The 12788-nt window shown below is 37.6% G+C and carries 14 protein-coding genes; 7 read left to right on the forward strand and 7 right to left on the reverse strand.

The annotated features are described in order from the left end of the window. Positions 1–30 precede the first annotated feature (30 nt). Positions 31–453: a hypothetical protein gene (locus MUB18_RS02350; RefSeq protein ID WP_248754864.1), complete on the forward strand. Its 423-nt coding sequence runs from the start codon at positions 31–33 to the stop codon at positions 451–453. Between the two features lie 66 nt (positions 454–519). Here the strand turns inward: MUB18_RS02350 and uvrB are convergent, their stop codons facing one another. Further along, the gene (uvrB, locus tag MUB18_RS02355) at positions 520–2550 is read right to left on the reverse strand and encodes an excinuclease ABC subunit UvrB (RefSeq protein WP_248754865.1); all 2031 of its coding nucleotides are present in this window, start codon (positions 2548–2550) and stop codon (positions 520–522) included. 154 nt (positions 2551–2704) lie between these two features. Here uvrB and upp point away from each other — a divergent pair, with 154 nt between their 5' ends. The 5 genes from upp to MUB18_RS02380 all read left to right on the forward strand — a co-directional run bounded on the left by upp (position 2705) and on the right by MUB18_RS02380 (position 5750). Continuing rightward, positions 2705–3349, forward strand: a complete 645-nt coding sequence (gene upp / locus MUB18_RS02360; protein WP_045754075.1) for a uracil phosphoribosyltransferase — start codon at positions 2705–2707, stop codon at positions 3347–3349. Between the two features lie 116 nt (positions 3350–3465). After that, positions 3466–3939: a ribonuclease H-like YkuK family protein gene (locus tag MUB18_RS02365; protein WP_045754074.1), complete on the forward strand. Its 474-nt coding sequence runs from the start codon at positions 3466–3468 to the stop codon at positions 3937–3939. A 94-nt stretch (positions 3940–4033) separates the two neighbouring features. Next, on the forward strand, positions 4034–4690 hold the full coding sequence (pnuC, locus tag MUB18_RS02370; RefSeq protein ID WP_248754866.1) for a nicotinamide riboside transporter PnuC: 657 nt from the start codon (positions 4034–4036) through the stop codon (positions 4688–4690). A gap of 34 nt (positions 4691–4724) precedes the next feature. Next, positions 4725–5255, forward strand: coding sequence for an AAA family ATPase (locus tag MUB18_RS02375; protein WP_248754867.1), 531 nt, complete (start codon positions 4725–4727; stop codon positions 5253–5255). Between the two features lie 246 nt (positions 5256–5501). Further along, positions 5502–5750, forward strand: coding sequence for a hypothetical protein (locus MUB18_RS02380; protein WP_146171112.1), 249 nt, complete (start codon positions 5502–5504; stop codon positions 5748–5750). Positions 5751–5834: 84 nt separating this feature from the next. On the opposite strand, the gene ahcY is transcribed toward MUB18_RS02380, so the two are convergent. Further along, positions 5835–7151, reverse strand: coding sequence for an adenosylhomocysteinase (gene ahcY / locus MUB18_RS02385; RefSeq protein ID WP_045754071.1), 1317 nt, complete (start codon positions 7149–7151; stop codon positions 5835–5837). A gap of 171 nt (positions 7152–7322) precedes the next feature. Here ahcY and MUB18_RS02390 point away from each other — a divergent pair, with 171 nt between their 5' ends. Then, positions 7323–7733 (forward strand): BrxA/BrxB family bacilliredoxin, encoded by a 411-nt coding sequence (locus MUB18_RS02390; RefSeq protein ID WP_045754070.1) that lies wholly within the window; start codon positions 7323–7325, stop codon positions 7731–7733. A 135-nt stretch (positions 7734–7868) separates the two neighbouring features. On the opposite strand, the gene MUB18_RS02395 is transcribed toward MUB18_RS02390, so the two are convergent. The 5 genes from MUB18_RS02395 to MUB18_RS02415 all read right to left on the reverse strand — a co-directional run bounded on the left by MUB18_RS02395 (position 7869) and on the right by MUB18_RS02415 (position 12701). Further along, positions 7869–8495: a hypothetical protein gene (locus tag MUB18_RS02395; protein ID WP_248754868.1), complete on the reverse strand. Its 627-nt coding sequence runs from the start codon at positions 8493–8495 to the stop codon at positions 7869–7871. Positions 8496–8663: 168 nt separating this feature from the next. Further along, on the reverse strand, positions 8664–8912 hold the full coding sequence (locus MUB18_RS02400) for a hypothetical protein (protein WP_094771721.1): 249 nt from the start codon (positions 8910–8912) through the stop codon (positions 8664–8666). A gap of 236 nt (positions 8913–9148) precedes the next feature. Further along, a complete protein-coding gene (locus MUB18_RS02405; RefSeq protein ID WP_248754869.1) occupies positions 9149–10330 on the reverse strand; it encodes an ABC transporter permease in 1182 nt (393 codons plus the stop codon). A 5-nt stretch (positions 10331–10335) separates the two neighbouring features. Then, positions 10336–11307, reverse strand: a complete 972-nt coding sequence (locus MUB18_RS02410) for an HlyD family secretion protein (RefSeq protein WP_248754870.1) — start codon at positions 11305–11307, stop codon at positions 10336–10338. 2 nt (positions 11308–11309) lie between these two features. Next, positions 11310–12701: a TolC family protein gene (locus MUB18_RS02415; protein WP_248754871.1), complete on the reverse strand. Its 1392-nt coding sequence runs from the start codon at positions 12699–12701 to the stop codon at positions 11310–11312. Between the last annotated feature and the right edge of the window lie 87 nt (positions 12702–12788).

Raw genomic sequence — 12788 nt, forward strand, 5'->3', positions numbered from 1 at the left:
TAGGAATACCTGAAATACAAACACCAACATATGAAACATTTACTTAATATGGTCATGGTTGCTTCGATTATGTTTATGTCTTGTCAATCCAAGAACAAACAAGCATCACAATCTCCAGAGACTCCCTTAGTTGGAGCAGACAAAGATGCTCACGGTTGTATAGCAAGTGCAGGCTACACGTGGTCAACCTTAAAAGATAGCTGCGTACGTCCTTTCGAACAAATACAACTCGACGTTATCGATAATAAAGAAAGTTATCAAACAGCAGCTTTCCTAATCGTTGACGAAAAGAAACAAGCGGCAGAAGTTTTTGTAAAAGAAAGCCCTGAAAGTATTGTGCTCAAACATGTCCGTGCATATGAGTATGAAAACAAAGATTATAAATTAATGCAGGATCAGCATTGCTGGACGCTGATAAAAGGCAATACCGTTTTATATAAAGAAAAAGAATAATAGAAAAAATAATAAGGAGTGCCCTATACAGCATATGATGCTACAGGCACTCCTTAAATGCTATGTTTATTTAAATCGTTCATCAAATGTTTTCTCTAACGAGAACATTTCATCCCTAAGTTTGGCAGCCTCTAAAAAGTCCATTTCTTTGGCTGCTTTCTCCATTTTCTTACGAACGGTATCAATCGCTTTTTTAAGCTCTTTCTCTCCCAGATATTGCAATACCGGATCAGCAGCAACGGTTACAGTAGGATCCGGTTCAACATAGATCTGTTGTTCTAAACCATTAAAATCTGCGACAGAGGTTTGCTCCATAATTTCCGCTTTCGTTTTACCAACAGTACGTGGAGTAATATGATGCTCTTCATTATATTTCATCTGTTTCTCACGTCTACGATTGGTTTCATCAATCGTCAAAGTCATACTATCAGTCATCCGATCAGCATACATGATCACCCGTCCCTTATCATTACGGGCAGCACGACCAATCGTTTGAATCAATGACCTTTGCGAACGTAAAAAACCTTCCTTATCTGCATCTAATATCGCTACAAGAGTTACTTCAGGCAAATCGAGTCCTTCCCTTAACAAGTTTACGCCCACCAGCACGTCAAACTCGCCGAGGCGTAATCCACGTAAAATTTCGACCCGTTCTAATGTCTTTACTTCAGAGTGGATATAACGAACTTTGATATTCAACTTCGTCATATACTTGGTCAACTCTTCAGCCATCCGTTTCGTTAACGTAGTAGCCAGTACACGACCACCTGCCTTAATGGCCTTGTCAGCCTCTTCCAGAAAATCATCCACCTGATTGATTGCCGGATGTACTTCAATGATCGGATCTAGCAAACCAGTAGGACGAATCACTTGCTCCACAAAAACACCCTCTGTTTGTTGCAATTCGTAGTCGCCCGGAGTTGCAGAAACATAGATGGTTTGATTGGTCAAGGATTCAAATTCCGGAAAATTCAGAGGTCTATTATCCAACGCCGCAGGTAATCTGAAACCATGTTCTACCAAAGCAATTTTGCGAGATCGGTCACCACCATACATCGCCCGTAATTGCGGAATCGTTACATGGCTTTCATCGATAACCAGTAAGTAATCTTCTGGGAAATAATCTAGCAAACAGAAGGGACGCATCCCCGGTTCACGACCATCAAAAAATCGGGAGTAATTTTCAATTCCAGAACAATAACCAAGCTCACGCATCATTTCCAGATCGTAATTGACACGTTCTTCCAGACGTTTTGCTTCTAGCATTTTACCTTCCTCTTCCAACTGTGTTCTACGTTGTACCATTTCTTCTTGAATAGCCCAAATCGTAGAAGTAAACTTTTCCTTTGGTGTAACAAATAATGTAGCAGGGAAAAGAGCAAGATCCTCCATTTTATTTAACGTCTTTCCCGATAAAGGATCAATCTCGCTCAATTCATCGATCTCATCCCCGAAAAAAGAAACACGGATGGCAAAATCTAGATATGCAGGGTAAATATCAACCGTATCTCCTTTCACCCGAAAAGTTCCTCTTTTAAATTCCGTAGTCGTACGCGCATATAAAATCTCCACTAAACGATGTAAAAAAGCATTTCGAGAAATAACCGTTCCTATTGCAAAGCGAAATATGGACCGTGAAAAATCTTCTGGATTACCCATACCATAGATACAGGAAACAGAAGAAACCACAATAACATCACGTCGTCCAGACATCAAAGCAGTAGTCGTTGCTAAACGCAGTTTCTCGATTTCCTCATTAATGGCCAGATCCTTTTCAATATACGTATTGGATGATGCTATAAAAGCCTCAGGTTGGTAATAATCGTAATACGAGACAAAGTAATTGACAGCATTATCAGGAAAAAATTGTTTAAATTCTCCGTAGAGCTGCGCTGCTAAGGTTTTATTATGGCTGAGTATTAAAGTCGGTTTTTGGGTTTGCTGGATGACATTGGCAACTGTAAAAGTTTTTCCCGATCCCGTCACCCCTAAAAGTGTTTGGTACTGTTCCCCTTCATTCAAACCTTGCACTAATTCTTTGATAGCAGTAGGCTGATCTCCAGTTGGTTTATATTCAGATGTAAGTTGAAACTTCATAAAATCCTATTCAAGTATGACAAATTTAATCAAAATAAATGAGGCATTTGTATAATAACGTAGGGGACAAAATACCTGAACTATTTTATCATTAATCAAACAGTAAATTGAGATTATTTGTGTAAATTGCTATAATCACTATAATCTACACCATATGCTAAACATCCTAAGTACGCAAAACAGCATCGCCAATCAATACATTGCAGAATTACGTGATGTTACTATTCAGAAAGATCGTATGCGTTTCCGTCGCAATCTCGAACGCCTAGGAGAAATATTCGCTTATGAGATCAGTAAAACATTGACTTACGCTCCCGCAGATGTGGAAACTCCTTTAGGTATCGCGAATACACAGATGCTTCTTGAACACCCCGTTTTAGCGACAATTCTTCGAGCTGGTCTGCCTTTACATCAGGGATTATTAAATGTTTTCGACCGATCAGACAGTGCCTTTATCGCGGCATATCGCCATACCAAGAAGAGCGGTGAATTTGAAATACATAAACAGTATGTCAATACTCCGGATCTTGACAACAAAGTGGTTATTGTCGCAGATCCGATGCTTGCTACTGGCAAAAGTGCCGTATTATGTTGCAAAGACCTATTGGCTGATTATGCGATCAAAGAATTGCATATTGTTGTTGCCATCGCTTCAGAAGAAGGAATAAGACATGTTCAAGCATTTTTACCCAAAGCAATCATTTGGGTAGGAGCAGTGGATAATGAATTGACAAGCAAAGCTTATATCGTACCAGGATTAGGAGATGCAGGAGATCTTGCTTACGGGAGTAAGCACTAATCTTTATAATTTAGTAGTAAAAACTTAATACGGAGCATTGCTCTTAACACATTATATATCAGTAAATTTAATCAACAAAATGAAATACGCACATACACAAACTAACTTATTTTTATATGACTTGGCAGAAATACAATGGCGAAAGCATCAAGACATCTATATGGGATGCTGTTGAAACCAATATCTTAAAAGAAATAGATCTGGGCAATAAACTCAAAGTCTATATCGGAACAGATTCACAAATAAAAAGAGGAACTATCGATTTTGCTACAGTCATTGTTTTCCTCCGAGAACACCGAGGTGGCTTTATGTTTGTTCATAAAGATAAAAGAACTCACCTGATGGGCATTAAAGAGCGCATGCTACTGGAAGTTCAAAAATCAATCGAAGTTGCTTACGAACTATGCCCACTTCTAGAACAGTACCAAGTCGATCTAGAAGTTCACGCCGACATCAACACCAATCCTAATTTCCAGTCAAATGTTGCATTAAAAGAGGCGATGGGTTACATTATGGGAATGGGTTTTGTCTTTAAGGCAAAGCCGGAATCTTTTGCCAGTACTACTTGTGCCAATAAGCAAGTGCAGTAAGTGGAATTGGGACTGGAACCTGCTATGAAACCCATACTGTAACGTTGCGAATAGTCCTATTAACATACTGATGCCCTAAAATTATTTTGGGCAAATGAACGCTTTTGCTAAATTCGTATCTTTACCTGCTAAAGACACGAAAGCTATGCCTGCAATTATACAGCAGATTTTTCAACAATTTGCCCAGACCACCATGCTCGAATGGATTGGCACCATCACCGGTTTTCTATGTGTCTATCTCGCAGCCAAACAACATATCCTGAATTGGCCCATCAGTGTGATCAGCGTGCTGACCTATGCCTATATTTTCTATCATAGTAAACTATATGGTGACGCAGTACTACAACTCTATTTTTTAAGTACAGCCATTTATGGTTGGTATTATTGGTCTAAAAAAATCAGAGAAGATGATAAACCGATTGTCTCGTTTACAAATCGTGAAATGCTCTTCACCCTTATTATTATCGTCATCCTAACCGTTTTGCTTGGCACTTTTCTACAGAAAATGACCGACTCGGACGTTCCTTACGCAGATGGCTTTTGTACAGCAGTCAGCTTTGTTGCCCAATTCCTAATGACTCGAAAAGTACTCCAAAATTGGCTTCTGTGGATTTTTGTTGATATCTGCTATATTCCGCTCTATTTTCATAAGGGTCTACTGCTCACCGCAATTCTATACTTCGTATTTGCCATCATCGCGTGGATGGGCTATAAGGATTGGAGAGTCACTTATCGTACTTTTATGCTATAATGTCCAAACAAGATGCCTAACTTTATACCCACGAATGAGTACATCAAATCCAGACTTAATAAAAATCGCCGTTGTAGGACCTGAATCAACAGGAAAATCTACTATAGCACAAGCAGTAGCACGACATTTTGATACTGTCTGTGTCCCAGAATACGCACGAGAATATTGCAAAAACTTACATAATGAATATACCTTGCAGGATGAGGTCAATATGTACTATGGTCAAATAGCACTGGAAAATACGCTGATCCCACTAGCAAAAAATAATTTGCTTATTTGTGATACGACCATCATGACCATTAAAATATGGTGTGATTATTTATTTGGCGATACGCCTCAAGACGTGAAGGAGGAGATTAACAATCGCCATTATGACCTCTATCTCCTGATGGATATTGATCTTCCATGGGAAGAAGATCCATTGCGCGACTTCCCTGAGCATCGCGAACACTTTATGGGCGTGTGGGAATCCGAACTAAAATCCTTGAAGGCGAACTATATCATCATATCCGGATTAGGTGATGAAAGACTTAAAAATGCACTAGAAGCTATTAACAGAAAATAAGATTTTCGAAATACATGAAAACTTAACATTAACTTCACATTAGAACGGTAAATTTGTACCGTTGTTATAGCGCGTTTATGACAACAAATGCTTACTAATGAGCACAATTCTTTGAAATTTACAAATCCCAATCTGTAAAGAGATACAATTAATTGTACCGCTTACTCTTCGTCTTTTGCAAAGTACAACCTATTGCCCTCATGAATGTTTAGCTTAAAAATTAGTACATTCATAAATAACAAAAAAATGATTACATTATTTAATTCATTGCATTTAGACCTGACTGTTACAGCCATTATTTCTTTTATTTATATATTAGCTTGTGTGGCTATATATCAGATGCACAGTACCAAAGACGGTATCCTTTTCTTTCTTTACATCACAGCATCAGCATTCATTATATTTCTGTTTATCAATTTTACCATGATATCCGCAGGTATTGTATTTCTATACATCATGCGATTAGTTTACCGAAATTTAAGAATGGATATTTAAATATATCCGGCTAATAATCATTATTATACAAAAACGCCTCAATTGCTTTCAATTGAGGCGTTTTTTATTTTTAAATATTTGATGTTAGTAACGGTAAGCTTCAGCTTTAAACGGACCATCAACAGTAACACCAATATAAGCAGCTTGCTCTTCGGTCAATACGTCTAATTCAACACCGATATGCGCTAAATGTAAACGTGCTACTTTTTCATCCAAATATTTTGGAAGGGTATATACTTTATTTTCATAAGCAGCAGTATTTGTCCATAATTCCAATTGCGCTAACGTTTGGTTAGTGAATGAATTAGACATCACAAATGAAGGGTGTCCAGTAGCACAGCCTAAATTCACCAATCTACCTTCTGCCAATAAAATAATATCCACACCATCGATCGTGTATTTATCCACTTGAGGTTTGATCTCAATTTTAGTATTACCGTAATTGCTATTTAACCAAGCTACATCAATCTCGTTATCAAAGTGACCAATATTACAAACAACTGTTTTATCTTTCATTGTTTTGAAATGCTCAGCACGAACGATATCTTTATTACCCGTAGTCGTCACAACGATATTTGCTTCTTTCACTGCATCAGCAAATTTTTTCACTTCAAAGCCTTCCATTGCTGCTTGTAGTGCACAGATTGGATCGATTTCTGTCACGATAACACGTACACCAGCCGAACGTAATGATTCAGCAGAACCTTTACCTACATCACCAAAACCAGCCACTACAGCTACTTTACCTGCTAACATCAAATCGGTCGCACGGCGGATCGCATCAACTAATGACTCGCGGCAACCATATTTATTATCAAATTTAGATTTCGTAACCGAATCATTGACATTGATCGCAGGTAAATGAAGTGTACCATTTTTCATACGCTCGTATAAACGGTGAACACCTGTTGTTGTTTCTTCCGATAAACCTTTGATTTCAGCAATCAATTCCGGGTATTTATCAAACACCATATTTGTCAAATCACCACCATCATCTAAGATCATGTTTAAGGGTTGACGATCTTCACCGAAGAATAACGTTTGCTCGATGCACCAGTTAAATTCCTCTTCATTCATACCTTTCCAAGCATAAACAGGAATACCTGCAGCGGCAATAGCAGCAGCAGCATGATCTTGAGTAGAAAAGATATTACAAGATGACCAAGTTACATCAGCACCCAATTCAACCAAAGTTTCTATAAGCACCGCAGTTTGGATAGTCATGTGAAGACAACCAGCAATACGCGCACCTTTTAATGGTTTTGCTGCACCAAACTCAGCACGAAGGCTCATTAAGCCAGGCATTTCAGCTTCCGCTAATTCTATTTCTTTACGACCCCATTCAGCAAGGCTGATATCCTTAACTTTGTATGGTACGTATGTACTTGCTACTGATGACATATATTCTTCTTTTTAAGTTTTAAATTTATTAGCAAAAATACCAATCAATACCTTTAAATCAAAACGTTGAATTTGAAAGCTTTCAAATTCTGACATTGTTTTGAGACTAATGTCTTGACTTAGCTCCTAACAACCCTTATATTTGTAGTATTAAATTTAAAAAAGAAGATTATGTATCCAGAATATTTAGTAGAACCAATGCGTAAGGAGCTTACAGATGTAGGTTTCGAAGAGTTAAAATCTGCAGAGCAAGTTGATGCAGCTATCGCTACTGAAGGTACAGTATTTGTCGTTGTAAACTCAGTATGTGGTTGTGCAGCAGCAAATGCCCGTCCTGCAGCTAAAGCGGCAGTAAAAAATGAAAAACGTCCTACTAAATTTGTAACGGTATTTGCAGGTATGGAAAAAGACGCCGTTGATAAAGCTAGAAACTATATGTTGCCTTATCCTCCATCTTCTCCTGCAATGGCTCTGTTCAAAGATGGTAAATTAGTTCATATGATAGAAAGACATATGATTGAGGGTCGCTCTGCACAAATGATTGCTGACAATTTAGTTGCAGCATTTGACGAGTACTGCTAATCATTTATTTTGATTTTTGAAAAAGAAAAAGGCTGTTCGAGTTATTCGAATAGCCTTTTTTGATGTGTTAAAAATCAACTTTTTCAGCTGTCAAAGAGACAAACACCTGGATCTGTCTCCTATAAAAAAACAATATTAATCTCTTGGTATATATGTTTTATTACCATTGCTATTGATATAATATTTGCCACCTTCTGGACCGATATATACAGCATGTCCATTATATTTCTCTGATGATAGCTTATCCGTACCCGATTTTTTAGTTGCTGAAACGCTATTTTTCATTTTAATAGTAGAAACCGAAGCATTACTTTTTGCTTTCTCTACAGCTTTATTAGCCTCTGCTTTTGAAATTTCATTTTCTTTTTTTACAGTTTGCTTTGTTAACTCCCTTGTTTTAGCGGCATCAGACTTGGCTTTTTCCGCTGACTTCACAGCTTTGTCAGCTTCTGTTTTTGCAGCAGCACTTTCTTTTTTAGCCGATTGTTTTGCTGTCACTTTTGTTTTAGCGGCATCAGATTTGGCTCTTTCTGCTGACTTCACAGCTTTGTCAGCCTCTGTTTTTGCAGCAGCACTTTCTTTTCTAGCAGATTGTTTTGCTGTTTCCTTGGTCACGGTTGTATTATCCTTAACCGTCTTCTCTGCTTTTTTAACTGCCTTATGATGTGGAGGTGTTTCTTGTGCACTGCTTGTTGCAATTCCAAACATAGAAACCAATGCAGCTACTGCTGCCCATTTTTTAAAATAATTTAAGGTATTCATAACCCAATATTTTTAAGTGTAAAACTAGTTACATAAATTCAAAACAAATGCCAATAACAACTAGACTTCAAGCAATTAACACACATTTAACACAACAGATAAATGATAAAAAAGGTTTGACATGTATCCATGCCAAACCTGCTCTTCTTTGTATCGTTTTACTTAAACCTATTTACCCGGAGGTTTAGGTTTAGGCATCATTTTGTTCATTTTTCTATCCATTACTTTTTTTTCCGAAGTAGAATCTTTTGCCACTTCTGGATTTTGTTTTACAGGAATGGCTGGAGCCATCTTTTGCTCTGTTTTTTTGACCATCTTTTCTGGCTGCTTTTGCTGAGCTGAGACGAATGTCAGACTGAACACTGTGAGTATAGCAACCCAAGTGGCTACCAATACCGAAAATTTCATTGTTTTCATAATCAAGATATTTAGTGTCGTTTGGTATGAAGTGCTCAAACCAAGTGCCACAAAGCATACTTTAAAACAATTAACAAACTTATTTACAATACATTAAGAGTCAATAAAATTAATTATTGACTCTTAATAATTTAATGTGCTAACGCTTCAATAGGACACCCATAAAATGAAACTTGGATAAAACTGTATACGCAAACACGCATACTAAAAGGACATTATCCATCTATTCCTACCCATTAGATATCACTTGTAGCAGGTGCTCTCCCCTCTTTCTTTGTTTTTTTCACTTTCAGATATAATAAAACAAATGAAAGAATAAAGCAAATCACAGTCGTCCATGCAAGTGCAGCAATAGATGACCGCACATTTTCCACTGTACCTTGTTCAATGACCAGAACCCTAAATATTTCCAAATAATGTGTCAGAGGTATCAATTTTGAAATATGGACGACCCAATCCGGCATTTGACTTAAAGGCCAAGTAAAACCGCTCAAGATAAAACTTGGTGTAGCGATCACCATCAGGATCTCAGTCGCTTTAAGCTGGCTAGGGATTATGATGCTGACCAATATGCCAATAAAGCTGACAGCAAGTAGAAATAGTATGGTCCCAAAGAGAAAAGGTGCCATAGGTATATGCAATGGCATCCGGTAAAAAATTGAAAAACCATAATAGAGGATATATATCCCAATAGACATCAATAAGAAAGGGGCTATCTTAACCAATATCAATAAGAGTACATTCGACGATTTTGAGACTAAATCTTTAAATGTTCCCTTTTCAAATTCAGAAGCAAAACTTAATGCTAAGGCAAGCATCATGACTTGTTGTAGTACAGTCAAAAGAACACCAGGTAGCATAAAATACAAATAATTGCCACTTTTAATATTCTGCCGTATGATAGTCGTTTTAAAAGGTTCATATTGCTGAGTTGCGACATATTCAGGAACACCTTTTTTCTGTTGCGCTTTTATTTGAATTCCTGCCTTTAGCGTTGCAGCGCAAACATTTGCAGCCATACTTGCATAGTTGGATGTCAAGGTATTGGCAGCATTGACAAAAAATGTTAATTCTGTGCTTCTATTATAGTTCACATCCGAATCAAAATTTTTAGGAATTTGAACCACTACCGTAGCTTCATGTTTCAGTGCCTCTTGTTTTGCATTAAACGCATCAGGCAAAATAGCAGCTACATAAATGACTTCACTTTCATTAAACATCGTGATCAGTTGTTTACTCAGCGGGCTTCGGTCTTGATCCACCACGATTATAGGCAAATGGGTTACTTTACCCTTTTGATAGACAGCACCAATTAAAACACCGTATAAAATAGGCGCTCCCACGAAAAGCATGAGCAACACTTTATTTTGGAAAAAGAGTTGAAATTCTCGCTTTAATAAGGATAGGAATGTACGCATAATACTTATTTTGTAGTATCGAGGTGAAGGATAAACGTCGCTTTTGTCAACAATTGCTGCGCATCATCTTTTTGAACCGGTTTCAATTTCACTTCAAATAATGATTCTTGCTGTTCAAAATCAGGATACGCAGTCGCAATATTAGCATATGAACTCAAAGCTTTAATCGAAACCACCTCTGCCGCTATTTTTTTATCCTTGAGATAAGGAAAAGATAGCGTCTGTTTACTGCCAACAGTCAGATTATGCAATTGTTTTTCAGGAATTGTTACCCTAAAGAATGTACCATCAATGAGATATCCCGAAACTAAACTATACCCTGCCAAAGCAAGTTCACCAATTTTCAAATTGATTGTTTCTACAGTCATATTTTGAGGTGCGATGATAAAACGCTCTTTAGTGGCAACATCGACCTCAGAAACAGCACCAATAGCGCGCTCCTTTTGTCCCAAAGCCATCTTCTGCTGTTCTATACGCGCACCGTTTTCCGCATCGGCCAACTCCGCTTGTACTGCTAAGTATTGATTCTTTGCCCCTTGAAATTTCATGTAAACTTCATCATACTGTTGCTGTGCCACCAAAGAATCTTTAATGAGGTTTTGCATTCTTGTCAATGATTTCTCTGCAAATTGATATTGCTCTCGCAGTCCATCCCGTTTAGCACGCAATTGCTTCAACTGGTTATCAGTTGCTCCTTTTACAGCCATATTATATTGCGCCTCAGCAGACTCAAGCGCACCCTTTGCTTGAATGGACTTAGCCTCCACTTCTGGAAATTCGAGAATCATCAAGGTGTCGCCAGCTTGTACAACATCTCCTTCACTCACCAATATTTGATGTACTTTTCCCGGAATCTTAGTTGTGACAGCAATTTGATCCCGCTCAATCTTTCCTTCAAAAGAATTTTTGAGAGGTGCATCATGACTACACCCCTGTATAAATGCTGCGATGACTAGGATATATATAAATTTTCTCATAATTATTTGACTAGTGATTGATAAAGACTTCCTTGTGATTTTAATAATTCTAAAACAGCGATACGCTGAACCAACAGTTGATTGTAAAAACTAAGCGATTGCTTATATAATTCGTTTTCCGCACTTAATCTTTCTGTCACATCGATTAAGCCAGCCTCAAATTGCTTTGATGCTAGAACAAGATTATTATTGGCAATTTTAATCTGCTGCTCATGGACAGCCATCTTTTTCATGGACAACTGATAATCCGAATTTGTTTTACGCTGTAAAAGCAATAGCTTATCTTTCGTATCATTCCATTTGTTCTGGTTCATAACCAGATCAAGGTTTGCTTTTTTGATATTATTGCGATGTTGATTACCATCAAATACATCCCATTTAACCCCTACACCTACAGCAAAACCTGGAGCCAGTTGAAAATGATTGGCACTCAGATTTACATCTCCCATAAGCGGTACATCTTTGAATTTAAATTTGGTATCAAATGCATTGAAGTAAAAAGCACTACCAAATGCAAAGATTTGGGGCAATCGTGCACCCTTTTCTTTTTTCAACACATATTCATAAGCGCGCTGAGAACTTGCCAAAGCTTGCATCTCTTTCCGGTTCTCCACAGCTGGCTGTACAGGATCTACTACAACCAACTCAAGCGGATAACTAACGAGCTTAAGACTATCGACTGGCATCTTGGTCAGTTCTTCTAATTTAAAATATAAAAGCTCACGGTTATTTTGGGATTCTGCTTTTTTACTTTCTAACTCCAACATCGCCAGTTTGATTTTATCACGATCATAGGGTATAGCTAAACCATTTTCAATTGCTTTTATAACCTTGAGATGTTCTTTATTCAATCTTCTTTCCGAATCAGCAATCAACGCATCCACTTCTTTTAATAACATGATCTGATCAAATGTCTGAACCACCTCCTGTGCCAATCCTTCATAACCTGCCTCTGTCATCAATTGCTGTGCTTTATATTTTTCATCTAAAGCTTTTTTGCCATTAGTGATCTGTAATCCGCTAAAAATTACTTGGGTAGCATTTACCCCTGCAAATCCTATCTGAGATGAGGCATTGAATTTCTGAGCACCTTCAAAAAGATTCAGACCGAGCAATGGTAAAGTTTTCGTTGGGAGATCCAATTCACCAGTGCCATGGAGATAACCATACATGCCCATAGCAGTCACATGGGGCAATAATTTTCCGCTAACAGTATTCTGATCTAAAAGCGTCTTCTGATTTTCTAAATAACTATTTTTAATATCGCTATTATTCTGAATTGCCTTTTGTATAGGTTCTTTCAACTGCGGACTTATACCTTGCTGCGCATAGGAAATCCCTTGATGAAAGAATGGCAATAACAATATTAAGCATGAAATTTTTTTAACTAACATATTCATAACTCTTTTAAAGGGTCGATTAGTATCACTATTAACAATACAAAGGTGCGTATGTTTTACGGTTTAATTTTTAAGATATCT

Origin of the sequence: Sphingobacterium sp. PCS056 (assembly GCF_023273895.1) — a bacterium.
GTDB lineage: Bacteria > Bacteroidota > Bacteroidia > Sphingobacteriales > Sphingobacteriaceae > Sphingobacterium.